The sequence below is a fragment of the Pantoea sp. Cy-639 genome (assembly GCF_011752525.1).
Classification (GTDB): domain Bacteria; phylum Pseudomonadota; class Gammaproteobacteria; order Pseudomonadales; family Pseudomonadaceae; genus Aquipseudomonas.
Genome location: NZ_VWXI01000013.1, coordinates 79,081 through 104,294, shown reverse-complemented (window position 1 = coordinate 104,294; position 25,214 = coordinate 79,081). Strand labels below are relative to the sequence as shown.

Below are 25,214 nucleotides of genomic sequence, written 5' to 3'. Positions count from 1 at the left end.
CGCTGGTCAGTCGACCAGCTGGGCATCCTTCAGCGCACGCAGCGCCTCCAGCCAGCGCGGCTGCTGACGGTAGTCGGTACGGGCGAAGCCCTGCCCGCGCATCCGCGCGATCCGCGGCGACGGCGCGACCTTCATCCGTTGCGCCGCACTCAGGGCCAGCTCGGCCGCCGCCCGGTCGTTGCACACCAGGCCCATGTCGCAGCCAGCGCTCAGCGCCGCCTCGATACGGCTGGCGGCATCACCCACCACATGCGCGCCAGCCATCGACAGGTCATCACTGAAGATCACCCCGTCGAAGCCCAGTTCACCACGCAGGATGTCCTGCAGCCAACGCCGGGAGAAACCGGCCGGCTGATTGTCAACCTGCGGATAGATGACATGCGCCGGCATTACCGCCGCCAGTTGGCGTCCAAGCCGGCCGAACGGCACCAGGTCGGCGGCGCGCAACTGCTCCAGGCTGCGCTCGTCCACCGGAATGGCGACATGGGAGTCGGCCTCGGCCCAGCCATGGCCGGGGAAGTGCTTGCCGCAAGCGGCCATCCCAGCGGCACTCATGCCACGAATGAAGGCCCCCGCCAGCTGGGTGGCCCGCTCAGGATCACCCTCGAAGGCCCGGCTGCCGACCACTGCACTGCGCTGATGGTCGAGGTCGAGCACGGGGGCGAAGCTCAAGTCCAGGCCCACGGCCAGCACTTCGGTGGCCATCAACCAACCGCACTGCTCGGCGAGGTATTCGGCATTGGCGTTGTCCGCGATCGCACGCATCGCCGGCAAGCGGACGAAACCCTGGCGCAAGCGCTGGACCCGCCCGCCCTCCTGGTCGACGGCAAGGATCAGATCAGGGCGAATAGCCCGAATCGACGCGCACAGCTCACGCACCTGGCGCGGACTGTCGATGTTGCGGGCGAAGATGATCAGGCCGGCCACTTCGGGCTGGCGCAGCAGATGGCGGTCCTCGGCGGTCAGCCATTTTCCGGCGATATCCACCATCAGGGAGCCTTGCAGGCGGGCAGTCATAGAGAGTCCTTCATTGCATTTCCAGGGCGCACCCTGTCATCGGACCGCAGCAGGCCCAATGGTTCAGTGTGACGGGAGACTTGCCGGCAGAGCGCACGGCGCGGGGTGTCAGGCATGGGCGCTAGCTTAGCCGAAGCGCCCTGCCTCGCCCAGTGCTCAGACCTTGGCGGGGATGCTGGTCTTGCTGCGCGGACGCAATTGGGCTGCAGCCATGGCTGCGTCGGTGACGCCGCTGTCGGCGCGCATGCCGGCGGCCAGGAACGGCACCATCAGGCGCATCACCTGCTCGATCGAGGTATTGATGCCGAAGTCGGTCTCGGCGATGGCGCGCAGAGCCTTGATCCCCGACATGCTGAAGGCTGCGGCGCCCAACATGAAGTGCACACGCCAGAACAGCTCCAGCGGCGGGATGTTCGGCGCGGCTTCGTTGACCAGCAGCATGTAGCGACGGAACACCTTGCCGTACATGTCTTCCAGATAACGCCGCAGGTGCCCCTGGCTCTGGCTGAAGGCCAGGCCCAGCAGACGCATGAAGATCGACAGGTCATTGTTGCTGCGCGGCTGCACCGCAAGCGCCTGTTCGACCAGCATCTCCAGCAGCTCTTCAAGGCTGGCCTTCTGCTCGGGACGCGCCTGGCGGCGCTCCAGTTCACGCTCGAGGCTGGCGCAGAAAGGGCCGAGGAAACGCGAGAAGACCGCCTGAATCAGGGCCTTCTTGGAGCCGAAATGGTAGTTCACCGCCGCCAGGTTGACCCCGGCCTTGCTGGTGATCAGGCGCAACGAGGTTTCCGCGAACCCGCGCTCCGCGAACAGCTGCTCCGCCGCATCGAGGATGCGTTCAACGGTTTCCGATTGGGCCATGACTACTCCGCCTGACAAACAGTTGTTTGAAACATACGTTTCAGACCTGCTCATGTCAAGGTCGAGTGACTGGCCGGTCGCCATTTAAAAGTGCCACGCCACAAGCCGCAAGCGACAAGATCCGCCCGATGCCTGCGATTTCTTGCAACGAGTGGCTTGCAGCGGGCTTCGCACTGTATATAATCCCAGTCACTGTATAAAAAGACAGAGCCCTCGCCCATGCTGAAACTGACGCCACGCCAAGCCGAGATTCTGGCTTTCATCAAACGCTGCCTCGACGACAACGGTTTTCCGCCGACCCGCGCCGAGATCGCCCAGGAGCTGGGCTTCAAGTCGCCCAACGCCGCCGAGGAGCATCTCAAGGCCCTGGCCCGCAAGGGCGCCATCGAGATGACCCCTGGCGCCTCGCGCGGCATCCGCATCCCCGGCCATGAAGCCAAGAGCGAGGACAACGGCCTGCCCATCATCGGTCGCGTCGCTGCGGGTGCACCAATTCTCGCCGAGCAGCACATCGAGGAATCCTGCAACATCAACCCGGCCTTCTTCCATCCCCGCGCCGACTACCTGCTGCGCGTGCACGGCATGAGCATGAAGGACATCGGCATCTTCGACGGCGACCTGCTGGCCGTGCACACCACCCGCGAGGCCCGCAATGGCCAGGTGGTAGTCGCCCGGATCGGTGATGAAGTCACCGTCAAGCGTTTCAAGCGCGAGGGCAGCAAGGTCTGGCTGCTCGCCGAAAACCCCGAATTCGCCCCTATCGAAGTCGACCTGAAGGAACAGGAGCTGGTGATCGAGGGCTTGAGCGTCGGCGTCCTGCGCCGCTGACCCAGGAGGTCTCATGCAGCCGTTCACTCATGCCTCACCGTCGCCAGCCCAGCTCCCGCTGTTCGAGGCCTTCCTCGCACAACCGGTACTGCCAGGACTCAAGGCCAGCGAGCAACCTCGCAAGCAACAGCCCGAACTGTTCAGCGAGCTGGCCTTGCGCGGCGCGCCCGGTCACTGTCAGAGCCTGCTGGCGCCGATCCTGCGTGAACTCAGCGAAGAAGACGACAATCGCTGGCTTACCCTCATCGCACCACCAGGCAGCCTGACCCAGACCTGGCTACGCGATGCCGGCCTGAACCGCGAGCGCATCCTGCTGCTGCAGCCAAGCGGTCGGCAGACCGCCCTGCAACTGGCCTGCGAGGCCCTGCGCCTGGGCCGCAGCCATACCGTGGTCAGCTGGCTGGGCAACGTCAACAACAACACGCGCCAGCAACTGCTGCGCGCCGCAGCCCTCGGAAACGCACAAAGCCTGAACATCCGCCTCGGCTGATGTCCAGGCTTTGCCTGTTAGCTGCTCGCCGTAAAATACCCCGGCCCAGGGTCAGTGCAGGACTCGCGGCCCCTCGTCATGCTCGAGCTCGCCTTCCACGAGACGCCCAGCCATCTGCACCCCAACGCTGAGCATGGCCTTGGCCACCTCCACATGCTGTCCTTGCAGGAATGCCTTGGCATCCTCGGAGAAATCCAGGGTCACCAGGGAACCTTCATCTTCGGCTCGACGCAGTTCGATCCGACCATCCGGCAACTCGACAATTTCTAGAAAGGACGTTGACATATAGGGCCTGCTTTTCACGAAAGGCCGGCATTGTACCAGCCGCAGATGTTGTCAGCACTCACTCAACGCTTCGCGGAATCGTCTCACCAACCCCTTGAGGTCCTGCCGCCAGGCCTCGAGCTCCTCGCGGGAAAGCGCCACCGACTCGGTTTCATCCAGGTTCACAGCCTGAATCAGCGGCTGGGTGACATCGGCTTTGGCGACTTTCCTTGCGACCGGCGGTAGGAACAAATCGGCATAAGCACTGAGCAGACGGGCCAGCCAGGTTTCCGGTTGGCGGGCCAACTCGAGCATCTCTGCCATTTCCGGGATCGCCACGCTCTGCAGCGTCTCGTCGTCGAGCAACAGCTCCGCACGTGGCGCACTCGCCTGCGGCAGGCGGTAGAAACCGGCGATCTCGTGGCAAAGCCCCAGCAGCGCGCCATACAGGTGGAACAGTGCCGACTCACGCTCGGCCTGCACCAGGCCCTGGGCGTTCATCGCCCCACTTGCGCCAGCCTTGGCCATGGACTCCAGCGCGAGACCGGCAAAGAACAGTTTCTGATTGGTGCGGGTGTAGAGTTCCTGGGTCATGCGCAATGACCTCCCATAGGCAACAAGGCGATGACGCAGTGTCGGGGATTGCCCGACATTACCGCAAGCACAAACGATCGCGGGGCAAGTCCGCCCCCACTGGCTCCAGATAGAACCTGTGGAAGCGAGCTTGCCCCGCGATAGGCAGAAACCCGGATCAGCGCTTGTCTTCGACCTTCCAGGCCTTGCCGTCGTAGAACGCCTTCCAGCCGGTCGGCTTGCCATCGACCTCGGACTGCACGTACTGCTCCTTGGTCTTGCGGCTGTAGCGAATCACCGCCGGACGACCCTCAGGGTCCTTCTGCGGCGCATCGCAGAGGAAGTGGTACTTCGGATCGATCTCATGCTTGTGCGGCACGATCTCCAGCACCAGCGGCGCACGGGTCTCGCGGTTCTTGGGGAACTGGCTGGCAGCCAGGAACAACCCGGAAGCGCCATCACGCAGCACGTAGGTATCATCGACCTTCTCGCACTTGAGCTCCGGCATGTCCACCTTGTCCATCTTCGGTGGCGCTGCCTCGCCACTCTTGAGCAGCTTGCGGGTGTTCTTGCATGCAGGATTGGTGCACCCGAAGAACTTGCCGAAACGGCCAGTCTTGAGCTGCATCTCGCTGCCGCACTTGTCACACTCCAGGCTCGGCCCTTCGTAACCCTTGATACGGTAGTTGCCTTCTTCGATCTCGTAGCCTGCGCAATCTGGATTGTTACCGCAGATATGCAGCTTGTGCTTCTCGTCGAGCAAGTAGGCATCCATCGCGGTGGCGCAGATCGGGCAGCGGTGCTTGCCACGCAGTACCAGCGACTCGGACTCACCCTCGTCGTCGGCTGCGATCTCGTCACCCGGCACCAGGTTCACGGTTGCCTTGCAACGCTCCTTCGGCGGCAGGCTGTAGCCCGAGCAACCGAGGAACACACCGGTGGAAGCGGTACGGATCATCATCGGGCGACCGCATTCCTTACAGGCAATGTTGGTCGGGGTCGGCTGATTGGCACGCATGCCGTGCTCGCTGGACTCGGCGGTCAGCAACTTCTTGCTGAAGTCGCCGTAGAACTCGTCGAGCACGTTCTTCCAGTCGCGCTCGCCCTGGGCCACATCGTCGAGGTTCTCTTCCATGCCGGCGGTAAAGCCGTAGTCCATCAGATTGGCGAAACTCTCCGACAAACGCTCGGTAACGATATCGCCCATCTTCTCGGAGTAGAAACGACGGTTGTGCAGGGTCACATAGCCGCGGTCCTGGATGGTGGAGATGATCGCCGCATAGGTCGATGGACGACCGATGCCACGCTTTTCCATCTCCTTGACCAGGCTCGCTTCGGTGAAACGCGCCGGCGGCTTGGTGAAGTGCTGGCTGGGGTCGAGCTGGATCAGCTTGAGCGCCTCGCCCTGGGCCATTTCCGGCAGCACGTCGTCCTCGCCCGGCTTGCTCTGTTGCGGCAGGACACGGGTGTAACCGTCGAACTTGAGGATACGGCCCTTGGCGCGCAGCTCGAAGTCGCCAGCCACTACGGTGACGCTGGTGGACAGGTACTGCGCCGGCGGCATCTGGCAGGCCAGGAACTGGCGCCAGATCAGCTCGTACAGGCGCTCGGCGTCCCGCTCCATGCCGCTGAGCTTGGTCGGGTGGGTAGCGACGTCGGACGGCCGGATCGCCTCGTGCGCTTCCTGGGCGCCTTCCTTGCTGCCATAGACGATCGGCGCGGCCGGCAGGTACTGCTTGCCGAATTCGCTCTCGATATAGCTGCGCGCCATCTCGACCGCGTCAGTCGACAGGTTGGTCGAGTCGGTACGCATGTAAGTGATGTAGCCCGCTTCGTACAGACGCTGGGCCATCATCATGGTCTTCTTCACCCCGAAGCCCAGGCGGTTGCTCGCGGCCTGCTGCAGGGTGGAGGTGATGAAGGGCGCCGAAGGCTTGCTGCTGGTCGGCCGGTCCTCGCGCTTGCTGACGCTGTAGCTGGACGACTTGAGCTTCTCCAGCGCGGCCATGGCCTGGGCTTCGTTGAGCGGCTTGAAGGCCTCACCCTTCTCGCGCGCCACCTCGAAACGCACCTTGGCGTTCTTGGTGGTACCCAGGTCGGCGTGGACCTCCCAGTACTCTTCCGGATTGAACGCTCGAATCTCGCGCTCACGCTCGACCACCAGCTTCACCGCCACCGATTGCACACGGCCGGCGGAGAGGCCGCGGGCGATCTTGGCCCACAGCAGCGGCGAAACCATGTAGCCAACCACGCGATCGAGGAAGCGACGCGCCTGCTGGGCATTGACCCGATCGATATCGAGTTCGCCCGGCTGCGAGAAGGCTTCCTGGATGGCTTTCTTGGTGATCTCGTTGAACACCACGCGCTTGTAGCGACTGTCGTCGCCGCCAATGGCTTCGCGCAGGTGCCAGGCGATGGCTTCCCCTTCGCGGTCCAAGTCGGTTGCGAGATAGATGGTGTCGGCGTCTTTCGCCAGGCGGCGCAGCTCTTCGATCACCTTCTCCTTGCCGGGAAGGATCTCGTACTTGGCTTTCCAGCCCGCCTCAGGGTCGACCCCCATGCGCGCCACCAGGGTGCGCCGGGCCTTTTCCTTCGGCGACAGCGCCGGTGCCTCGGCCGCAGCCTTGCCACGCTTGGCCGCCGGTTCCTTGCTCGCACTGGCGGAACCGCTGGTGGGAAGGTCTCGGATATGGCCGATACTCGACTTCACCACGTACTGGCTGCCCAGGTACTTGTTGATGGTCTTGGCCTTGGCCGGGGATTCCACAATGACCAGCGATTTGCCCATGGATCGGAGTATTCCTGAATCTGAAGATGAAAAACGCGTCAGGTGCCGGACGCGGCACCGCTATATATAGTGGCAAAAGAGCGAGGTCAAGCGCGGTCGATCACTCGTGCGCCTTGCCGTGCAGCTCAGGCAAGCATTCTTCGGCCTTGACCAAAGCAAAGCGTGGCACCTGCTCGCCGTCAACCTCGACCGATTCCTGGAACATCGAAAGCGGCCTGACCCAGAAGCTGTAATCACCGTACAGACACTGGTAGAACACCATCCACTCTTCACTCTCGGAATGGCGCGCCGCACTGAAAACACGGTACTCAGGGCCTTTGTAATGCCGGTACACGCCAGGTTGTATCTGCATGTCGCTCGCCCTCTTGAACATATCCTGAAAAAAACAAAAACCGGGGCACATGGCCCCGGCTGCTGTCCCGCTACGCGATCAGACGCGTTCGAAGACAGTGGTAATGCCTTGGCCCAGGCCGACACACATGGTCGCGACGCCCAGGGTACCGCCATTCTGCTTCATGACGTTGAGCAAGGTGCCGGAAATCCGCGCACCAGAGCAACCGAACGGGTGACCCAGGGCGATGGCGCCGCCATGCAGGTTAACCTTCTCATCCATCTTGTCGAGCACTTTCAAATCCTTCAGCACCGGCAGGGCCTGCGCCGCGAAGGCTTCGTTGAGCTCGAAGAAGTCGATGTCGGCGATGGTCAGACCAGCGCGCTTGAGGGCTTTCTGCGTCGACGGAACCGGACCGTAGCCCATGATCGCCGGATCGACCCCGGCCACGGCCATGGAACGGATCACCGCCAGCGGCTGGATCCCCAGGTCCATCGCGCGCTGACCCGACATGACGATCATGCACGAGGCACCATCGGTGATCTGCGACGAGGTACCGGCAGTGACGGTCCCCCCTTTCGGGTTGAACGCCGGCTTGAGCGATGCCAGGCCTTCGAGGGTGGTTTCCGGGCGAATGGTCTCGTCGAAATCGAAGACCTTCAGGAAGCCGCTCTCGTCATAACCCTGCATCGGGATGATCTCGTCCTTGAACTTGCCTTCGACCGTTGCCTTGTGGGCAAGCTGGTGCGAACGCAGGCCGAACAGATCCTGTTGCTCACGGGTGATGCCATGCATCTTGCCCAGCATCTCGGCAGTGAGGCCCATCATCCCGGAAGCCTTGGCAGCGTGCAAGGACAGGTGCGGGTTGGGATCGACGCCGTGCATCATGCTGACGTGCCCCATGTGCTCGACGCCACCGACCACGAACACGTCGCCGTTGCCGGTCATGATCGCCTGGGCGGCAGTGTGCAGCGCGCTCATCGACGAGCCGCACAGGCGGCTGACGGTCTGGGCCGCCGAGGTGTGCGGGATCGGGGTCATCAGCGACGCCATGCGCGCGATGTTCCAGCCCTGCTCCAGGGTCTGGTTGACGCAGCCCCAGATCACGTCCTCGACCTCTTTTGGATCGACCTTGTCGTTGCGCTCCAGCAACTTGCTGATCAGGTGCGCCGACATGTCCTCGGCACGGGTATTGCGGTGCATGCCGCCCTTGGAACGACCCATCGGCGTGCGACCGAAGTCGACAATCACCACGTCTCTTGGATTCAGGCTCATATCAATATTCTCGCTCTAGCTCGTTGGGCGCTCAGTTGAAGAAGCGCTGGCCGGTCTTGGCCATTTCGCGCAGCTTCGCAGTGGGGTGGTACAGCGGCCCCAGGTCGGCGTACTTGTCGGCCAGCGCGACGAACTCGGCGACCCCGATCGAATCGATGTAGCGCAGCGCGCCACCGCGGAAGGGAGGGAAACCGATGCCGTAGACCAGGCCCATGTCGGCTTCGGCGGCGGTTTCAACGATGCCGTCTTCCAGGCAACGCACGGTCTCCAGGCACAACGGGATCATCATCCAGTTGACGATGTCTTCGTCGCTGACTTCACGCTGCTCGAAGACGATTGGCTTGAGCACCTCGAGCACGCTGGCGTCGGCGACCTTCTTCGGCTTGCCGCGCTTGTCGGTCTCGTAGGCGTAGAAGCCCTTGCCATTCTTCTGGCCCAGGCGGTTGGCCTCGTACAGAGCGTCGATGGCGGAGCGGCGATCGTCCTTCATGCGGTCCGGGAAGCCCTCGGCCATCACGTCGCGACCGTGGTGGCCGGTGTCGATGCCGACCACGTCCATCAGGTAGGCCGGGCCCATGGGCCAGCCGAACTTCTCCATGACCTTGTCGATGCGCACGAAGTCGACGCCAGCGCTGACCAGCTTGGCGAAACCGCCGAAGTACGGGAACAGCACACGGTTGACCAGGAAGCCGGGGCAGTCATTGACCACGATCGGGTTCTTGCCCATTTTCTTGGCATAAGCCACGGTGGTGGCGACCGCCACTTCGCTGGACTTCTCGCCACGGATCACTTCCACCAGCGGCATCATGTGCACCGGGTTGAAGAAGTGCATGCCGACGAAATTCTCGGGACGCTTGAGCGCCTTGGCCAGCAGGTTGATGGAGATGGTCGAGGTATTGGAAGCGAGGATCGCGTCCTCCTTCACCTGGCTCTCGACATCCGCCAGCACCGCCTGCTTGACCTTCGGGTTCTCGACCACGGCTTCGACGACGATGTCGACGTTGCCGAAATCACCGTAGGACAGGGTCGGACGAATGGCGTTGAGCGCCTCGGCCATCTTGGCCGGGGTCAGGCGGCCTTTCTCGACGCGATTGCCGAGCAGCTTGGAAGCCTCGTTCAGGCCCAACTGGATGGCTTCCTCGCGGATGTCCTTCATCAGGATCGGAGTACCCTTGACCGCCGACTGGTAGGCGATACCGCCACCCATGATGCCGGCACCGAGCACGGCGGCCTGCTTGACGTCGCGAGCGATCTCGTCATGGGCCTTGGCCTTGCGCTTGAGCTCCTGGTCATTGAGGAACAGACCGATCAGGCACTCGGCGACCGAGGTCCGGGCCAGCTTGGCGAAGCCGGCAGCCTCAACTTCCAGGGCCTTGTCACGACCGAAGTTGGCGGCTTTCTGAATGGTCTTGATGGCTTCGACCGGGGCCGGGTAGTTCGGGCCGGCCTGGCCAGCAACGAAGCCCTTGGCGGTCTCGAAGGCCATCATCTGCTCGATGGCGTTGAGCTTGAGCTTCTCCAGCTTCGGCTGGCGCTTGGCCTTGTAGTCCAGCTCGCCGGAAATGGCGCGCTTGATCAGGTCCAGGGCGCCAGTCAGCAGCAGCTCGGGGGCGACCACTGCGTCCACGGCACCGACCTTCAGCGCGTCCTCGGCGCGGTTTTCCTTGCCGGAGGCAATCCACTCGATAGCGTTGTCCGAGCCGATCAGCCGCGGCAGGCGCACGGTGCCGCCGAAACCTGGGTAGATGCCCAGCTTGACTTCCGGCAGGCCGATCTTGGCGCCACTGGCCATGATCCGGTAGTCGGCGGCCAGGCACATCTCCAGGCCGCCGCCCAGGGCGATGCCATTGATGGCAGCCACGGTCGGCACCTGCAGATCTTCGAAGGCATTGAAAATGCGGTTGGCTTCCAGGTTGCCGGCGACCAGTTCGGCCTCGGGCAGCTTGAAGTTGTCGACGAATTCGGTGATGTCGGCGCCGACGATGAACACGTCCTTGCCACTGCTGACGATCACGCCCTTGACCGAGGCGTCGGCCTTGATGGCCTCCACGGCCTGGCGCAGTTCGTTCAGGGTGAGGCGGTTGAACTTGTTGACGGACTCACCCTTGAGGTCGAACTTCAGTTCGACGATGCCGCTTTCAAGAGCCTTAACCGTGATGGCTTTACCTTCGTAAATCATCAACTGATCTCCACGATATGGAAGCTGAACTGTACACGCCGATCGCTGGCGAAAGAGCCGGTGGTTCCGGCCTCCTCCCCAGGCACACCCGTCGGCGCGCTAATCGGGATTCTGTAAGAGCCGTCTGACATACAAACGCTCAATTCATACGCCCGTTTGATTTGGGTATGCACACATTCTCCGAAAAGATCGGCGTTGTCAAATGCTCACGAGCTCCACGAAAACGCGACTTTCCAGTCATTCTGCAGCCACTGGGAGCGAAACATGATGACAGTGATTGCCGATCATTCATGTCAGCGATAGACCATGCCGAAGGGTAAAAGCCCGTGTTTTTTACACACGCCATAACGACAGCGGGGCGCCCGAAGCCGTGCTCCGGGCGCCCCGCTGTCGTAACAGGATAGATTCAGGCGAGGGTATCAAGGGCCTGGGCAATATCCTGTAAAACAGAACTGCCGCCACGCTCCCCCCAGTACAAGGCGATCATCCGGCTGTCGGCCTCGACCTTGTAGACGCTCTCGGGCAGCCGCGCGAAGACCTCGGCCAGGCGCGCATCAACGCAAGGCTCACGCCACTGGTTCCACCACACGCCCGGAGTGATCTGCCAGTAGCACCAGCTATCCTCACGCCCCTTGCGACGCGCTCGATAGTACTGCGGGCATGGGCTAGGCGGCTCTTTTTCCAGCCAGTGCGGCCACTGCTGCGGCGCCAACTGCATGGCCAATCCGATGCGCCGTCCCTCCATCCGCAGCGTCATCTGCTGGCTCTGCTTGCGCGACTGGCGCAGCCAGGCAAGCGGGCTGAGCATCACCGCAAGGATTGACACCACTAGCCATACCGTCATATCTGTAGACCTTATAAAGCGTTGCAAATGAGCGGGTTACTCAGTGTTCCGATGCCCCGCCCGAAAGCGACCATACTTCTACTATCGCGATTGTCAGGAGTACTGCACATGTCCTATGAACATCTTCTGGTCGCCGTCGACCTGACCGAAGAATGCGACCCAGTGATCAAGCGTGCCATGAAGCTCGCCGAACCCACTGGCGCCAAGGTTTCCCTGGTGCATATCGTCGAACCCATGGCCATGGCCTTCGGCGGCGACGTGCCGATGGACCTTTCGCAGCTGCAGCAGCAACAGTTCGATCAGGCCAAGGAACGCATGGAGCGCCTGTTCAACAAGTACCCGGACATCAAGAAGGGCGATTCGCACCTGGTCTATGGCCAGCCACGCCAGGAAATCCACCAGTTGGCCAAGGACCAGCACTGCGACCTGATCGTGGTCGGCAGCCATGGCCGACACGGCCTGGCGCTGCTGCTCGGCTCCACAGCCAACGACGTGCTGCACGGCGCGCCGTGTGACGTTCTGGCGGTGCGACTGCTGAAAAAGCCCGAGTGATACTTCCATCGCGGGGCAAGCCCCCCCACAGGTCGTGAGCGACCTTGCAGGAGCGGGCTTGCCTCGCGATGGCTTCACCCCTCCAGTTCGGCCCAGCGCTCCACCAGCACGTCCAGCTCGCCCTGCAGCTTCTCCAGCTTGGCCAGCACCGCCGAGGTTTCAGCGATAGGGCGCTGGTAGAAGCCTGAGCCACCGACCTCCTCCTGCACCTCGGCCATTTGCCGCTCCAAGGCATCGATCCGCCCAGGCAGCGCCTCCAGCTCGCGCTGCAGCTTGTAGCTGAGCTTCTTCTTGCTGGCATCAGCCACTGCAGCGGCAGCCGGTACCGGGGCCGTCGCCTCTGCTGTTTTTTCCACGACGGCACTGTTGAGCTCGGACTTGCCACCCTTGCTCTCGGTCACACCCAGCAGCTTCGGCGAACCACCCTGGCGGATCCAGTCCTCATAACCGCCGACGTACTCGCGCACACGCCCTTCCCCCTCGAACACCAGGGTGCTGGTCACGACGTTGTCGAGGAAGGCCCGGTCGTGGCTGACCATCAGCACCGTGCCTTTGTAGTTCGACAAGACTTCCTCGAGCAGCTCGAGGGTCTCCACGTCCAGGTCGTTGGTCGGTTCGTCCAGCACCAGCAGGTTGGCCGGTTTGCTGAACAGCTTGGCCAGCAGCAGACGCGCCCGCTCGCCACCCGACAGCGCCTTGACCGGAGTACGGGCACGCTGGGGGCTGAACAGGAAATCGCCGAGGTAGCTGAGCACATGGCGGTTCTGACCATCGATCTCGATGAAGTCGCGGCCTTCGGCGAGGTTGTCGATGACGGTCTTTTCCAGCTCGAGCTGGTGGCGCATCTGGTCGAAGTAGGCAACTTCCAGCTTGGTGCCGCGCTCGACCTTGCCCTCGCTCGGCTCCAGGTCGCCGAGCATCAGCTTGAGCAAGGTGGTCTTGCCGGTACCGTTGGCGCCAAGCAGACCGATACGGTCCTCACGTTGCAGCACCATGGAGAAGTCCTTGACCAGCTTCGGGCCGTCCTTGTGGGCGAAGCTGACGTTCTCGAGCACCATCACCTGCTTGCCGGACTTGTCCGCCACTTCGATCTGGATATTGGCCTTGCCCTGGCGTTCACGACGTTCGCCGCGCTCCACGCGCAGCGCCTTGAGCGCACGCACGCGGCCTTCGTTGCGGGTACGACGGGCCTTGATACCCTGGCGAATCCACACTTCCTCCTGGGCCAGACGCTTGTCGAACAGCGCGTTGGCAGTGGCCTCGGCGGCCAGTTCGGCCTCCTTGTGCACCAGGAAGCTGGCGTAGTCGCCGTTCCAATCGATCAGGCCGCCACGGTCCAGTTCGAGAATGCGCGTGGCCAGGTTCTGCAGGAAGGAACGGTCGTGGGTAATGAACAGCACCGCGCCGTTGAAACCGTTCAGGGCCTCTTCCAGCCAGGCGATCGCGCCGATGTCCAGGTGGTTGGTCGGCTCGTCAAGCAACAGCAGATCGGGCTCGGACACCAGCGCCTGGGCCAGCAGCACACGCCGGCGCCAGCCACCGGAGAGCTCGGCGAGGGTCTTGTCGGCCGGCAACTGCAGGCGGCTCAGGGTGCTTTCCACCACCTGCTGCAGGCGCCAGCCATCACGGGCCTCGAGCTCGTGCTGGACATGCATCAGCTTTTCCAGGTCGTCGTCGCCGTGGATGTTCTGGCTCAGGTGGTGGTACTGCGCCAACAGCTCGCCGACACCGTCCAGGCCCGCGGCGACCACATCGAACACGCTGCGCTCGTCGGCCACCGGCAGTTCCTGCGGCAGCTCACCGATCTTCAGCCCTGGCGCGCGCCAGATCTCGCCGTCGTCAGGCTTCTGCTCGCCCTTGACCAGGCGCAGCATGCTCGACTTGCCCGTGCCGTTGCGACCGATGATGCACACCCGCTCGCCACGGGCGATCTGCCAGGAAACCTTGTCCAGCAGCGGCATGGCGCCGAACGCGAGGGACACATCGCTGAATTTGAGCAGGGTCATGATCATCTCCAAAAACCGGGCGCGCATTCTACCTGAGTTGACCCGCCACGGCATCTGCCCGACGCACCCGGCAATACACGGCCCGACCGCCAGCACGCATTACAACTCGATACAAGCACAGTGCTTTCACCGCTCCCCGGCAAACAGCTAAGCTAGGCAGTATTACCCGAACAGTGCTGGCTCCGCCGTCACTCTCCTTGGTTCAACTGCCCGGACGTATCATGCGCAGCCGCCTGTTACAACTTGCTTCCTGCCTGCTGCTCACCGCCACTGCCGCGAGCGCCGCACAGGCCATCGACATCACCCAGCAGCGCCAGTACTACGACGAGGCCAAACGCGCCCTCGCCAAGGGCGACAAAGGCCCGTACCTGCAATATGCGCAAGCGCTGCGCGACTACCCCCTGACGCCCTACCTCGCCTACGACGAGCTGACCGCCCGCCTGAAGAGCGCCAGCAACGAGGAGATCGAGGGCTTTCTCGCCGCCCACGGCGACCTGCCCCAGGCCAACTGGATGAAATTGCGCTGGCTACGCTGGCTGGCCGAACGCGGCGAGTGGAATACCTTCGTCAAGTATTACGACGCCAAGCTGAACTTCGCCGAACTGGATTGCCTCAACGGCCAGTACCAGCTCACCCACGGCCTGCGCGCCGAAGGCTTCGCGACCGCGAACAAACTGTGGAGCGTCGGCAAGTCGCAACCAGCGGCCTGCGACACCTTGTTCGCCCTCTGGGCGGCCGAGGGCCAACTGACCGAGGCCAAGCGCTGGGAGCGCACCAAGCTCGCCGCCCAGGCGCGCAACTATGGCCTGGCCAACCAACTGGCCAAGTCCCTCACCACCCTCGCACCCCAGGGCAAGCTGCTGATCGACGTGGCACAGAAGCCGGAGCTGCTCAACCAGCCCTCACGCTTCACCCCGGCCAACGAAGCCATGGCCGACGTGGTCAGCCTTGGCCTGCGCCGCCTGGCCCGCCAGAACCCCGACCAGGCCATGGCTCTGCTCGACGACTACGCGCAACGCATGCACTTCTCGCGCGACGAGAAAGTCGCCATCGCCCGCGAGATCGGCCTGACCCTGGCCCGTCGCTACGATCCGCGGGCCCTCGACCTGATGACCCGCTACGACCCCGAGCTGCGTGACAACACCGTCAGTGAGTGGCGCATGCGCCTGCTATTACGCCTGGGCCGCTGGGAAGACGCCTACGAACTGAGCAAGCGACTGCCCCAGGACCTGGCCAGCAGCAACCGCTGGAAGTACTGGCAAGCACGCAGCCTGGAGCTGGCCCAACCGAACAACCCGCAAATTCCGCTGCTGTACAAGACGGTCGCCCGCGAGCGCGACTTCTACGGTTTCCTCGCCGCCGACCGAGCACAGACGCCCTACCAGTTGAACAACAAGCCCCTGGCGCTGAGCCAGGCGGTGATCAACAAGGTCCGCAATACGCCAGGCGTGCGCCGCGCCCTGGAGTTCCACGCCCGCGGACAGATCGTCGAAGGGCGACGCGAGTGGTACCACGTCAGCCGCCACTTCAACCGTGACGAGATGGTCGCCCAGGCCCGCCTGGCCTATGACATGCGCTGGTACTTCCCGGCCATCCGCACCATCAGCCAGGCCCAATACTGGGACGACCTGGACATTCGCTTCCCCATGGCCCATCGCGACACCCTGGTACGCGAAGCCAAGGTCCGCGGCCTGCATTCGAGCTGGGTATTCGCCATCACCCGCCAGGAAAGCGCCTTCATGGAGGACGCTCGCTCCAGTGTCGGCGCCAGTGGCCTGATGCAGTTGATGCCGGCCACCGCCAAGGAAACCGCGCGCAAGTTCAGCATCCCGCTGGCCTCCCCGGCCCAGGTACTCAATCCGGACAAGAACATCCAGCTCGGTGCCGCCTACCTGAGCCAGGTGCACAGCCAGTTCAACGGCAACCGGGTGCTCGCCTCGGCAGCCTACAACGCCGGCCCCGGCCGTGTGCGCCAGTGGCTCAAGGGTGCCAAGCACCTGAGCTTCGACGTCTGGGTCGAATCCATTCCGTTCGACGAGACACGCCAGTACGTGCAGAACGTGCTGTCGTACTCGGTGATCTACGGGCAGAAGCTCAATGCACCACAGCCGCTGGTGGATTGGCACGAGCGCTACTTCGACGACATGTAAGCAACGCCCTCGCGGGACAAGCCCACCCCATGCAATCAACGTGGGAGCGAGCTTGTCCCGCTATTCATTCCAGCACCTCAACCGTCATCCCGACCTTCAGTTCACCCACGCCATCCACCGCCAGGTTCTGCCCAAACAAGACATCCCCTTCCCGCTCGCGGAAGCGCTTGAGGGTGGTCAGCGGCTCCCGGTCCGGGCTGCGCTCACCGGTGGCCGGATCAAGGGTGGTGAAGATGCAACGCACACTGGGCTTGAGCACCCGGAAGGTCATCTCGCCGATGCGGATGCGCTTCCAGCGGTCTTCGGCGAACGCCTCGGCCCCCTCGACCACCAGGTTCGGCCGAAAGCGCAGCATTTCCATCGGTCGCCCGACCCGCCTGCTCAGCTCATCCAGTGACGCCTGGCCGATCAGCAGCAACGGGAAACCATCGGGAAACGCCGCACGGTCGCTGTTCAGGCCATAGCCACTGGGCAGGTAGCGGGCACGCGGCTCGGGACAATGCACCAGCCGCACCGCCTTGCCGAGCAGACCGCTCAGCCAGGCTGCTGCGGCATCACCGGCATCAGGCACGCGCAACGTGTCGCGCCAGATCGTGACACCGCGCAAGCCCTCATCCGCCACAGGCACGGCAACCTCCAGCGGCGCCAGTCCCGGCGCCTCGAGGATCAACTGGCCCGCCGCACCTTCAGCGGCAGCGATCTGCCCGAGCAACGGCCAGGCGCGCTGGGTGAGGAAGCGGCCATTCTCCTCCTCCACCACCATCCATCGCCGATCTCCCGCCAGACCCAGGTTACCCACTGCAGACGCCTGCAACGGCTGGGCCCGCGCCGATTTCACCGGATAACGGTACAACGCACTGAGATACATCCTTGCCCGCCTTGAGCCAATGGAAAAGCCAAGCTTATACCGGGCGCGCGGTCATGCCGAGGCGTGATCCAGGGACAGACGCTGGCGCACCACATCCACCAGGCGATCGGGCTGGAATTTGGAGAGGAAGTTGTCGCAGCCGACCTTTTTCACCATCGATTCGTTGAAACTGCCCGACAACGAGGTGTGCAACACCACGTAAAGACCACGCAGGCGCGGGTCGTTGCGAATCTCGGTGGTCAAGCGGTAGCCATCCATCTCGGGCATTTCCGCATCGGTGAAGATCATCAGCAGCTTCTCGCAGACGTTTTCGCCAGCATCGGCCCAGCCCTTGAGCAGGCGCAAGGCCTTGAGACCATCGCTGGCCACATGGAGCTTGACCCCCAGTTGCGACAAGGTATCGCGCAACTGTGCCAGAGCCACGCTGGAATCATCCACCAGCAGCACCTCGCGACCACGGGCACGCGCCAGGACAGGGTCCTCGAGCTTGTCGCGGGAAACCTTGGCGCTGTAGGGCACGATCTCTGCCAGGACCTTCTCCACATCGATGATTTCCACCAGCTTTTCATCGACCTTGGTGATCGCGGTCAGGTAGTGTTGACGGCCGGCACTGGTCGGCGGCGGCATGATGGCTTCCCAGTTCATGTTGACGATGCGATCGACGCCCCCAACCAGGAACGCCTGCACCGAGCGGTTGTACTCGGTGACGATGATGGTGCTGTCCGGCCCCGGCTGCAGTGGGCGCATGCCAATCGCCTGGGACAGGTCGATCACCGGCAGGGTCTGGCCACGCAGGTTGACCACGCCGCAGACGAAGGTGTGACGTTGCGGCATCAAGGTCAGCTTGGGCAGTTGCAGCACCTCCTGGACCTTGAACACGTTGATGGCGAACAACTGGCGGCCAGCCAGGCGGAACATGAGAATTTCCAGGCGGTTCTCACCTACCAATTGCGTGCGTTGGTCTACCGTGTCGAGAATGCCGGCCATTGTCGAAAGCCCCCTGGCTTGAGTCGGGAAAAAGTGATCGTATCCGTCTTGTATCGGCGGCCGATCGCCCAGCTTGACCCCTGATGGAAAAAGCTGTTGCGGGTGATTGATATCACTTTACCATCATGGTTTACTGCTGGCACATCCTGCCCTCGGCACCCCGCCATACGTATCACCCGTTTGAATCCCCATCAGGGAAACCCCTAGTGGCAATCGGGTGCAACCTGATGTTCGCAATATCCATTAGCCATTAATGTGACGCCATTCTCAATGCATGAACGGAGTCAGGCTTTTGCTAGCGATCGTATTGGTGTGGCCAACCCCTGCTCCAGCCCTTCGCGCTGGAGCGGCATGATGGATAGCGCGCCACTGCACAACAGCGCATTGCAGGACTTCCTGCTCGATGCGCAGGTCCTGCTGACCAAGTCCCAGGAGTGTACACAGCACCTGGAACTGATCAGCAATGACCCGGACGCCTGTCTCTGCCTGAACGATACCCTCGACACTCTCGCCCGCCGCGCCGATGCGCTGGGCCTGGTCGAAGTGGCTCACTACACCCGCACCTTGCAGCAATTGCTGGCGCCCGCCTGCAGCCAGCGTCGCCTGCAAGGCGAGGCACTGAGCGCGCTAGAGGCCTGCCTGACGCTGCTGGCCTGGCAACTGGAACTGGTCGACCCAAGGACCGGACGCCTGAACCTCGACAACGAAGAGCAACACCAGTTGCTGAGTGACCTGGCCGGCGCACTCGGGCAACCAGCCACCCAGCTGTGCGCGCCCTGCGAGGGGGCCGGGACCTACTGCATCCATCCCCACAACAGCTTGCCGAACAATGTGGTGGCACCAGGACGCGAACACTAACGGAACATTCGAGTGGCAACTAAGCCGAATCCTGGTTGAACTTGCAAAGTACCGACAAGTTTTTCCAGATGTTTACCGAGGGTTCTTCGCTAGTTGCAGTTGCGGTTCGGCACCTTCTCGGATAGTGGCACTCAGCTAGTCCAGAATTCACTCGACAGCACCGCAGCAGCCCTTAAAATTCGAGGCCTCAAGCACTTACCCCCCCGCGACCAACGCCGCCCAAAGTGTTAACATGCGCACATTCCAACTTGCGCAACGTGGGTATTGGCCATTGGACGCGTACTCCGACTTTGATCAAGGCGGGACGCCAACAGCTCTGGTTAGACATGTGCAATGCCTCCAACAGCAATAATTCAGTGGCCTCCCTATCTATGCTTCCACGCTTGAAGATGTTCCAGCGTTGCCACTCCCGCGCAGCCTTGCTCCGCTGGGCAACCACGCTGTTGTGCGTGGCCTCGCTGGCGGCCAACCTGGCGGCCTATCTGCAGACCCAGCCACTCTCTGCCAGCCTGCTGCTGTTGCAACTGGTGGCCATGCTCGGGGTGGGCTGGCACCTGCGCCACTGGGCGCGCTCCATCAGCCTGCGCCCAGCGGAGTTGGCCGACCGCATGCTCAAGGTCCAGGAAAGCGAACGCCAGCGCCTTAGCCGCGAACTGCACGACGATATCGGTCAACTGCTGACCGCCGCCAAGCTCCAGGTCGATTGGCTGCAGCGCCGCGTCCCCACTGAACTGCAGACCCACTGCAGTACCCTGCGCAGCACCCTGGACCACACCTTGAGCAACGTGCGCGACGTGTCCGCCATTCTCAATCCGCGACAGCTGGCCAGCCTGGGCCTCGAGGCCAGCCTGCGCGCGCACCTGCTGCGCACCCTGGAAAGCAGCGACGTGCACTGGAGCCTGGAGTGCCAACAGCGCCTGGGCGGCATCAGCGACGAAGTCGCCATGGCTGCCTTCCGCATCACCCAGGAGGCCGTCACCAACATGCTGCGCCATGCCCAGGCGCACAACCTGGTGATCCGCCTGCAGCGCACGCCGGCAGGCCTGGCCCTGTCGATCCACGACGATGGCTGTGGCTTCGTGCCTGCCCAGGATCCCGCCTATGCCGGTCAACGTGGCATGGCCGGCATGCTCGAGCGCGCCACCGCGCTGCAAGGCAGCCTGACCATTACCAGCCAGCCCGGCCAAGGTACCCAGATCAACGCTTTGTTCCCTTGGCCGCCACGCAGCCAGGAACGCGCCAGGACCCCTTCTTCCGATGACCTGTAGATTGCTGCTGGTGGATGACCATTCCCTGATCCGTGCCGGCGTGAGGGCATTGATAGCGGACATTCCCGGCTACACCGTGGTCGGCGAAGCCGAAGATGGCAGCCAACTGCTGGAGCACGTCCAGCGCCTGGCGCCGGACATCGTCCTGCTGGACATCTCGATGCGCACCACCAGCGGCCTGGATGCACTGACGCAACTGCGCGCAAACGGTTGCACCTGCAAGGTGCTGATCCTGTCCATGCACACCGACCCGGAGCTGATCATGCGCGCCCTGGAAAGCGGTGCCCATGGCTACCTGCTCAAGGACACCACTGCCAGCGAGCTGGAGCAGGCCCTGGTGGCCCTGAGCAACCACGAACGTTACCTGAGCCCGGCAATCGCCCACACCGTGATCAACCAGGCACTGTTGCGTGCCCAGAGCAGGCTGGGCGACGAGCGCCACAACCTGACCGCGCGCCAACTGGAGATCCTGCGGCTGATCGTGCGCGGCAAATCGACCCGGGAAATTGCCAGCGGCCTGGGCCTGTCGATCAAGACCGTGGAGACCCATCGCTCGCAGATCATGAAACGCCTGCAGATCTACGATGTGGCCGGACTGGTACTGTTCGCCGTGCGCGAGAAGATCATCAGCCTGGACGACTGAGCAGCGGCGAGTCGCCCGGCAAATGCACGCGCAAGGCCCGAGGCAGCGCCTCGAAGCGCAGGCTGTCGGCCTGCAAGGGCTCACCATCGAGGTTGATGTCCAGTCCCTGAGCGCTCTTGATCTCGACCCAGGGCAGGCGGGCGCGAACCATCAGCTCCTCCCCTGCCAGCAGCCCACGCAAGGTCCCGCCCACCTCCTGAGGTGCCGGCAGGATACCAATGTCCAGCAAGCCGTCATCGACCTTCGCCTGAGGGCACAGTGCATGTCCACCACCGGCCTGCCGGCCGTTGCCGATCCCCAGCGCCAGCAATTCGCCTTGCCAGCTGAAGCCAGGCCCATGCAGTTCCACCGTGGCCGCCTGCAGTTCGCTGAAGCGTGACAGCCCCGTGAACAGGTAGGCAGCGGCGCCCAGGACCTTTTTCAAGTCCTCGGAGGTGTTGGCCGTGACCTGGCTGCCGAAGCCACCGGTCGCCATGTTGAGAAACAACTGTTTCCCCACCCGCCCAAGATCGATGGCTTGCGCGGGCTGCTCCAGCAACGCCAGGGCCGCATCTGGCTCCAGCGGCACTACCGCGGCCCTGGCGAAGTCGTTGGCAGTCCCCAGCGGCAACAGCGCCAGGCTGGCCTGGCCATCCGCCAGGACCAAGGCCTCGGCGACATCGCGCAACGTGCCGTCGCCACCGCCCGCCACTATCTTGCGATAGCCGGCAGCCAATGCCTCGCCGACCAGACGCCGGGCGTCCCCCGCCTCCCAGGTCAAACGTACGTCCAGGGTCCAGCCACGCTCACGCAGGCGCCCCACTGCGGCCCGTACCTCGTCGTTGGTGGCCTGCTTGCCATGCAAGATCAACAGCGCCTTGCGTTCGTCCATCGTGGCTTCCTCTGGAAATGGCTCGTCGCCATCTCGACCATGCCGACACCTGAAATGCTCCATAGCCCACACCAAATTGGCGCACTTCATACAAATATCATTGAAAGGCCGTATCGACAGGTGCATCATCCGACAATTATTTGGCCTTCACGGACGATGCCGCTCATGAAAGTCGGTTTTTTGACTTTTTTGCTGCCAGATGCCTGACAGGTCGTGATTTCTTCTCATCGCGCTGCCCACAGCGCCTGACCCGAGGTTGTGACCATGAGCACTCTGATCCCCTGCATCATCGCTGGCGGCGCCGGCACCCGGCTGTGGCCGGTTTCCCGCGAGGCCATGCCCAAGCCCTTCATGCGCCTGCCCGATGGCCAGAGCCTGTTGCAGAAGACCTTCAGCCGCGCCAGCAGCCTCCCCGGCGTCGAACGGGTACTCACAGTGACCAACCGCGATCTGTTCTTCCGCACTCAGGACGAGTACCGCCAGCTCAACCAGCAGCGGCTCGCCCTCGACTTCCTGCTCGAGCCCGTCGGCCGCAACACCGCGCCAGCCATCGCCATCGCCGCGCTGGACTGCGCCCGCGAGCACGGCGAGGACTGCCTGCTGCTGGTGCTGCCCGCCGACCACCTGGTCAATGACCTGCCCGCCTTCGCCGACGCCGTCGAGCAGGCCCAGCTACTTGCCGCGCAGGGCTGGCTGACCACCTTTGGCCTGCGTCCGACCCGCGCCGAAACGGGCTTTGGCTACATCGAACAAGGCCAACCCATCGACGCAGGTGGCCACAAGGTCGCGCGCTTCGTCGAAAAACCGGATGCCGCCCACGCCGAACGCTACCTGGAAAGCGGCCACCACTTGTGGAACGCCGGCATGTTCTGCCTGCGCGTCGGCTCCCTGCTCGACGAACTGCGCGAACACGCCCCTGAAGTACTCGAATGCGCCAGCCAGTGCCTGGCTCGAAGCCCAGTGAAAATGGGCAGCGGCGAGCGCCAGGTGGAACTCGCTGCCGACAGCTTCGGGCAGGCACCCGACATTTCCATCGACTACGCCCTGATGGAACACTCTTCGCGGGTGGCGGTGGTGCCTTGCGACCTCGGCTGGAGCGATATCGGCTGCTGGGAAGCGGTGCGCGAACTGCGCCCCACCGACGCCCAGGGCAACCACTGCAACGGCGAGGCTGTGCTGCACGACGTGAGCAACTGCTACATCGACTCACCCCGCAGGCTGGTGGGCGCCGTCGGCCTGGACAACCTGATCGTCATCGACACCCCCGACGCCCTGCTGATCGCCGATGCCGCGCGCAGCCAAGAGGTCAAGGTGATCGCCCAGCAGCTCAAGCAGCAGGGCCACGATGCCTATCGCCTGCACCGCACGGTGACCCGCCCCTGGGGGCTGTACACCGTGCTCGAGGAGGGCCCGCGGTTCAAGATCAAGCGGATCATGGTGCGCCCGGGTGAATCGCTGTCGCTGCAGATGCACCATCACCGCAGCGAACACTGGATCGTGGTCAGCGGCATGGCCTGCGTGACCAACGGCGAGGAGGAATTTCTGCTCGATACCAACGAGTCGACCTTCATCAAGCCTGGGCGCAGCCATCGCCTGACCAACCCCGGCGTCATCGACCTGGTCATGATCGAGGTGCAGAGCGGCGAGTACCTGGGCGAGGACGACATCGTGCGATTTACCGATATCTACGGGCGCGTCCCCTCCGCAGCCATCGGCTGACTACCCCAGGACCTCACGAGCACCCGCGCCCGATGAAGCTCGGTGTTTCACCGGGTGCTCGTGAAATGCGGGTGGCTAACCAAGTAGTTCGCTGAAGGGAATGAACGACACCAGTTCGCCCTGGCACGGCGTGCTGCCCTCGAGGACCTCAACCACCCCTTCGGCCCAGGCCGCGCTACGCAGCACGCCGGAGCTCTGGTTCTTGTAGATCCGCACCCGCCCTTCCTCGAGACGCGCACGCAGGTATTCGCGGCGAGTACCCGGCTTGGGCCAGTCAAAACCTGCCGGCACGCTGAAACGCAGCGGCGTGACGTCGGCCACGCCTTGGCGGCGCAACAAGTACGGACGGGTCAGCAGGCCGAACGTAACCAGCGTCGAAGCCGGATTGCCCGGCAAGCCGATCACCGGAACCCCCTGGTAATGGCCAAAGGTCAACGGTTTGCCCGGTTTGATTGCCAGCTTCCACAACGCCAGTTCGCCGGCTTCGCGCAACGCCATGCCCAGGTAATCGGCCTCACCGACCGAAACCCCGCCAGTGGACAGGATCAAGTCGACATCGCCCAGCCCCGCCAGGCACTGCCGAGTGAGCGCCAGGTCGTCGGCGAGGATGCCGACATCCTTCACTTCGCAGCCCAGACGCTGCAACCAGCTGACCAGCAACCGCCGGTTGCTGTTGTAGATCTGCCCCGGCCCCAGCGGCAAACCTGGCTCGACCAGTTCATCGCCAGTCGACAGCACCGCCACCCGTGGCCGACGTACCACATCCAGACGGGCGAAACCCAGGGTTGCGGCCAACCCCAGCTCAATCGGCCCCAACCGCGTACCGGCGCTCATCACCTGCTCGCCAACCCGGGTTTCCTGCCCTTTCGGACGCACATTCCGGTCAATGGCCAACGGCTCGAGGAACCGCACCCGACCGTCCGCCAGCACCTCGGTGTTCTCCTGCATTTCCACGCAGTCGGCCCCCTCGGGCAATGGCGCGCCGGTGAAGATCCGCGCGCAGGTTCCGGGCTGCAGAGGCTCGGGCGCATGCCCGGCAAAGATGCGCTGGCTCACCGGCAGCGGCTCGTCCTGCCAGTCGGCCAGGCATAGCGCGTAACCGTCCATGGCGCTGTTCGGCCAAGGTGGCAGGTCGAGGCCAGCCACCAAGGCGCGAGCCAGAACCCGGCCCTCGGCATCCGCCAACTCGACGGTTTCCGTCTGTGTGATCGGCGCGGCGTCAGCCAACGCCAGCAAGCGCTCGAGCGCCTCTTCCACCGGCATCAATGGCCGGGATGGAACGGCCTCAACCACGGCTGTCACAGGCCGCGACCTGCTTCAGGTGAGGGACGAAGTTGCAGGGCCGATGACGGGCATCGAGCTGCTCGGCAAGAATGCCGTCCCAGCCAGTGCGCACGGCATTGGTCGACCCAGGCAGGCAGCACACCAGAGTACCGTTGGCCAGGCCAGCCAGCGCACGGGACTGTATGGTGGAGGTGCCGATGTCGGCCACCGAGATCTGCCGGAACAATTCGCCGAAACCATCGACCTGCTTGTCGAGCAGGCAGGCCACGGCCTCCGGGGTGCTGTCGCGGCCGGTGAAACCGGTGCCGCCGGTGATGAGCACCACTTGCACCTGGTCGTCGGCGATCCAGGTCGCGACCTGGGCGCGGATCTTGTACAGGTCGTCCTTGAGCAGCACTCGCGCGGCAAGCTGGTGGCCTGCCGCCGCCAGGCGGTCGACGAACAATTGGCCGGAGGTGTCTGTGTCGAGGGTGCGGGTGTCGCTGACCGTGAGCACGGCGATGCTCAGGGGCACGAACGGGGTATCAGCCTTGGCTTTCATGGAGTCCGGTCACAGGG

The 25,214-nt window shown here is 63.5% G+C and carries 23 protein-coding genes; 8 read left to right on the top strand and 15 right to left on the bottom strand.

Translation table 11 applies throughout. From position 1 onward, the window contains the following. Positions 1-6 precede the first annotated feature (6 nt). Positions 7-1,017, bottom strand: coding sequence for a beta-N-acetylhexosaminidase (gene nagZ, locus F3J43_RS16755; protein ID WP_166888855.1), 1,011 nt, complete (start codon positions 1,015-1,017; stop codon positions 7-9). A gap of 156 nt (positions 1,018-1,173) precedes the next feature. Next, on the bottom strand, positions 1,174-1,878 hold the full coding sequence (locus F3J43_RS16750) for a TetR/AcrR family transcriptional regulator (protein WP_166888851.1): 705 nt from the start codon (positions 1,876-1,878) through the stop codon (positions 1,174-1,176). Positions 1,879-2,097: 219 nt separating this feature from the next. Between F3J43_RS16750 and lexA the strand changes: the two genes are divergently transcribed. Together lexA and sulA are read left to right on the top strand one after the other, a co-directional pair. Beyond that, positions 2,098-2,706, top strand: coding sequence for a transcriptional repressor LexA (gene lexA / locus F3J43_RS16745; RefSeq protein WP_166888848.1), 609 nt, complete (start codon positions 2,098-2,100; stop codon positions 2,704-2,706). A 13-nt stretch (positions 2,707-2,719) separates the two neighbouring features. Then, positions 2,720-3,196 (top strand): SOS-induced cell division inhibitor SulA, encoded by a 477-nt coding sequence (gene sulA, locus F3J43_RS16740; protein WP_166888845.1) that lies wholly within the window; start codon positions 2,720-2,722, stop codon positions 3,194-3,196. A 51-nt stretch (positions 3,197-3,247) separates the two neighbouring features. Here sulA and F3J43_RS16735 read toward each other — a convergent pair whose 3' ends face one another. The 7 genes from F3J43_RS16735 to F3J43_RS16705 all read right to left on the bottom strand — a co-directional run bounded on the left by F3J43_RS16735 (position 3,248) and on the right by F3J43_RS16705 (position 11,450). After that, positions 3,248-3,481 carry a hypothetical protein gene (locus F3J43_RS16735; protein WP_166888842.1) on the bottom strand — a complete coding sequence of 78 codons (234 nt, stop codon included), beginning with the start codon at positions 3,479-3,481 and terminating at the stop codon, positions 3,248-3,250. Positions 3,482-3,532: 51 nt separating this feature from the next. Further along, positions 3,533-4,054, bottom strand: a complete 522-nt coding sequence (locus F3J43_RS16730) for a DUF6586 family protein (protein WP_166888839.1) — start codon at positions 4,052-4,054, stop codon at positions 3,533-3,535. A 157-nt stretch (positions 4,055-4,211) separates the two neighbouring features. Then, the gene (topA, locus tag F3J43_RS16725; protein ID WP_166888836.1) at positions 4,212-6,821 is read right to left on the bottom strand and encodes a type I DNA topoisomerase; all 2,610 of its coding nucleotides are present in this window, start codon (positions 6,819-6,821) and stop codon (positions 4,212-4,214) included. Positions 6,822-6,921: 100 nt separating this feature from the next. Beyond that, the gene (locus tag F3J43_RS16720; protein ID WP_166888833.1) at positions 6,922-7,173 is read right to left on the bottom strand and encodes a DUF1653 domain-containing protein; all 252 of its coding nucleotides are present in this window, start codon (positions 7,171-7,173) and stop codon (positions 6,922-6,924) included. Between the two features lie 78 nt (positions 7,174-7,251). Then, positions 7,252-8,427: an acetyl-CoA C-acyltransferase FadA gene (gene fadA, locus F3J43_RS16715; protein ID WP_166888830.1), complete on the bottom strand. Its 1,176-nt coding sequence runs from the start codon at positions 8,425-8,427 to the stop codon at positions 7,252-7,254. A 31-nt stretch (positions 8,428-8,458) separates the two neighbouring features. After that, complete coding sequence (gene fadB, locus F3J43_RS16710) at positions 8,459-10,606, bottom strand: fatty acid oxidation complex subunit alpha FadB (protein ID WP_166888828.1); 2,148 nt, start codon at positions 10,604-10,606, stop codon at positions 8,459-8,461. Positions 10,607-11,012: 406 nt separating this feature from the next. Continuing rightward, complete coding sequence (locus tag F3J43_RS16705) at positions 11,013-11,450, bottom strand: hypothetical protein (protein ID WP_166888825.1); 438 nt, start codon at positions 11,448-11,450, stop codon at positions 11,013-11,015. Positions 11,451-11,558: 108 nt separating this feature from the next. On the opposite strand from F3J43_RS16705, the gene F3J43_RS16700 reads away from it, so the two are divergent. After that, the gene (locus tag F3J43_RS16700) at positions 11,559-12,002 is read left to right on the top strand and encodes a universal stress protein (protein WP_166888822.1); all 444 of its coding nucleotides are present in this window, start codon (positions 11,559-11,561) and stop codon (positions 12,000-12,002) included. A gap of 74 nt (positions 12,003-12,076) precedes the next feature. Here the strand turns inward: F3J43_RS16700 and F3J43_RS16695 are convergent, their stop codons facing one another. Next, positions 12,077-14,008, bottom strand: coding sequence for an ATP-binding cassette domain-containing protein (locus F3J43_RS16695; protein WP_166888819.1), 1,932 nt, complete (start codon positions 14,006-14,008; stop codon positions 12,077-12,079). Between the two features lie 221 nt (positions 14,009-14,229). Between F3J43_RS16695 and F3J43_RS16690 the strand changes: the two genes are divergently transcribed. Further along, on the top strand, positions 14,230-16,158 hold the full coding sequence (locus F3J43_RS16690) for a transglycosylase SLT domain-containing protein (protein ID WP_166888816.1): 1,929 nt from the start codon (positions 14,230-14,232) through the stop codon (positions 16,156-16,158). Between the two features lie 64 nt (positions 16,159-16,222). Here F3J43_RS16690 and F3J43_RS16685 read toward each other — a convergent pair whose 3' ends face one another. Further along, entirely contained in the window at positions 16,223-17,026 is an 804-nt protein-coding gene (locus F3J43_RS16685; RefSeq protein WP_166888812.1) for an MOSC domain-containing protein, read from the bottom strand. A gap of 51 nt (positions 17,027-17,077) precedes the next feature. Next, the gene (locus F3J43_RS16680) at positions 17,078-18,013 is read right to left on the bottom strand and encodes a chemotaxis protein CheV (RefSeq protein ID WP_166888809.1); all 936 of its coding nucleotides are present in this window, start codon (positions 18,011-18,013) and stop codon (positions 17,078-17,080) included. A gap of 354 nt (positions 18,014-18,367) precedes the next feature. Between F3J43_RS16680 and F3J43_RS16675 the strand changes: the two genes are divergently transcribed. From F3J43_RS16675 to F3J43_RS16665, 3 genes are all read left to right on the top strand, one after another. After that, positions 18,368-18,871 carry a histidine kinase gene (locus tag F3J43_RS16675; protein WP_166888806.1) on the top strand — a complete coding sequence of 168 codons (504 nt, stop codon included), beginning with the start codon at positions 18,368-18,370 and terminating at the stop codon, positions 18,869-18,871. A gap of 371 nt (positions 18,872-19,242) precedes the next feature. Then, positions 19,243-20,139: a sensor histidine kinase gene (locus F3J43_RS16670; RefSeq protein ID WP_166888802.1), complete on the top strand. Its 897-nt coding sequence runs from the start codon at positions 19,243-19,245 to the stop codon at positions 20,137-20,139. Then, on the top strand, positions 20,129-20,782 hold the full coding sequence (locus tag F3J43_RS16665; protein WP_166888800.1) for a response regulator: 654 nt from the start codon (positions 20,129-20,131) through the stop codon (positions 20,780-20,782). The genes F3J43_RS16670 and F3J43_RS16665 overlap by 11 nt, the downstream gene beginning before the upstream one ends. Here the strand turns inward: F3J43_RS16665 and yegS are convergent. Further along, positions 20,766-21,653 (bottom strand): lipid kinase YegS, encoded by an 888-nt coding sequence (gene yegS / locus F3J43_RS16660; protein ID WP_166888797.1) that lies wholly within the window; start codon positions 21,651-21,653, stop codon positions 20,766-20,768. The two genes, F3J43_RS16665 and yegS, sit on opposite strands and share 17 nt — an antisense overlap. Positions 21,654-21,917: 264 nt before the next feature. Between yegS and F3J43_RS16655 the strand changes: the two genes are divergently transcribed. Continuing rightward, the gene (locus tag F3J43_RS16655; protein ID WP_166888793.1) at positions 21,918-23,372 is read left to right on the top strand and encodes a mannose-1-phosphate guanylyltransferase/mannose-6-phosphate isomerase; all 1,455 of its coding nucleotides are present in this window, start codon (positions 21,918-21,920) and stop codon (positions 23,370-23,372) included. Between the two features lie 75 nt (positions 23,373-23,447). Here the strand turns inward: F3J43_RS16655 and F3J43_RS16650 are convergent, their stop codons facing one another. Beyond that, positions 23,448-24,674: a molybdopterin molybdotransferase MoeA gene (locus tag F3J43_RS16650; protein WP_166888790.1), complete on the bottom strand. Its 1,227-nt coding sequence runs from the start codon at positions 24,672-24,674 to the stop codon at positions 23,448-23,450. Beyond that, complete coding sequence (gene moaB / locus F3J43_RS16645) at positions 24,658-25,197, bottom strand: molybdenum cofactor biosynthesis protein B (RefSeq protein WP_166888787.1); 540 nt, start codon at positions 25,195-25,197, stop codon at positions 24,658-24,660. Before moaB ends, F3J43_RS16650 begins: the two co-directional genes overlap by 17 nt. Positions 25,198-25,214 lie beyond the last annotated feature (17 nt).

What these genes read in the sequence shown, in the direction of transcription:
- F3J43_RS16655 (WP_166888793.1), top strand. Translation starts at nt 21,918, where the DNA reads ATGAGCACTCTGATCCCCTGCATCATCGCTGGCGGCGCCGGCACCCGG.
- F3J43_RS16665 (WP_166888800.1), top strand. Translation starts at nt 20,129, where the DNA reads ATGACCTGTAGATTGCTGCTGGTGGATGACCATTCCCTGATCCGTGCC.
- F3J43_RS16675 (WP_166888806.1), top strand. Translation starts at nt 18,368, where the DNA reads ATGGATAGCGCGCCACTGCACAACAGCGCATTGCAGGACTTCCTGCTC.
- F3J43_RS16680 (WP_166888809.1), bottom strand. Translation starts at nt 18,013, where the DNA reads ATGGCCGGCATTCTCGACACGGTAGACCAACGCACGCAATTGGTAGGT.
- F3J43_RS16705 (WP_166888825.1), bottom strand. Translation starts at nt 11,450, where the DNA reads ATGACGGTATGGCTAGTGGTGTCAATCCTTGCGGTGATGCTCAGCCCG.
- F3J43_RS16690 (WP_166888816.1), top strand. Translation starts at nt 14,230, where the DNA reads ATGCGCAGCCGCCTGTTACAACTTGCTTCCTGCCTGCTGCTCACCGCC.
- F3J43_RS16670 (WP_166888802.1), top strand. Translation starts at nt 19,243, where the DNA reads ATGCTTCCACGCTTGAAGATGTTCCAGCGTTGCCACTCCCGCGCAGCC.
- topA (WP_166888836.1), bottom strand. Translation starts at nt 6,821, where the DNA reads ATGGGCAAATCGCTGGTCATTGTGGAATCCCCGGCCAAGGCCAAGACC.
- nagZ (WP_166888855.1), bottom strand. Translation starts at nt 1,017, where the DNA reads ATGACTGCCCGCCTGCAAGGCTCCCTGATGGTGGATATCGCCGGAAAA.
- lexA (WP_166888848.1), top strand. Translation starts at nt 2,098, where the DNA reads ATGCTGAAACTGACGCCACGCCAAGCCGAGATTCTGGCTTTCATCAAA.
- F3J43_RS16730 (WP_166888839.1), bottom strand. Translation starts at nt 4,054, where the DNA reads ATGACCCAGGAACTCTACACCCGCACCAATCAGAAACTGTTCTTTGCC.
- F3J43_RS16735 (WP_166888842.1), bottom strand. Translation starts at nt 3,481, where the DNA reads ATGTCAACGTCCTTTCTAGAAATTGTCGAGTTGCCGGATGGTCGGATC.
- F3J43_RS16685 (WP_166888812.1), bottom strand. Translation starts at nt 17,026, where the DNA reads ATGTATCTCAGTGCGTTGTACCGTTATCCGGTGAAATCGGCGCGGGCC.
- yegS (WP_166888797.1), bottom strand. Translation starts at nt 21,653, where the DNA reads ATGGACGAACGCAAGGCGCTGTTGATCTTGCATGGCAAGCAGGCCACC.
- sulA (WP_166888845.1), top strand. Translation starts at nt 2,720, where the DNA reads ATGCAGCCGTTCACTCATGCCTCACCGTCGCCAGCCCAGCTCCCGCTG.
- F3J43_RS16720 (WP_166888833.1), bottom strand. Translation starts at nt 7,173, where the DNA reads ATGCAGATACAACCTGGCGTGTACCGGCATTACAAAGGCCCTGAGTAC.
- fadB (WP_166888828.1), bottom strand. Translation starts at nt 10,606, where the DNA reads ATGATTTACGAAGGTAAAGCCATCACGGTTAAGGCTCTTGAAAGCGGC.
- F3J43_RS16750 (WP_166888851.1), bottom strand. Translation starts at nt 1,878, where the DNA reads ATGGCCCAATCGGAAACCGTTGAACGCATCCTCGATGCGGCGGAGCAG.
- moaB (WP_166888787.1), bottom strand. Translation starts at nt 25,197, where the DNA reads ATGAAAGCCAAGGCTGATACCCCGTTCGTGCCCCTGAGCATCGCCGTG.
- F3J43_RS16700 (WP_166888822.1), top strand. Translation starts at nt 11,559, where the DNA reads ATGTCCTATGAACATCTTCTGGTCGCCGTCGACCTGACCGAAGAATGC.
- F3J43_RS16695 (WP_166888819.1), bottom strand. Translation starts at nt 14,008, where the DNA reads ATGACCCTGCTCAAATTCAGCGATGTGTCCCTCGCGTTCGGCGCCATG.
- fadA (WP_166888830.1), bottom strand. Translation starts at nt 8,427, where the DNA reads ATGAGCCTGAATCCAAGAGACGTGGTGATTGTCGACTTCGGTCGCACG.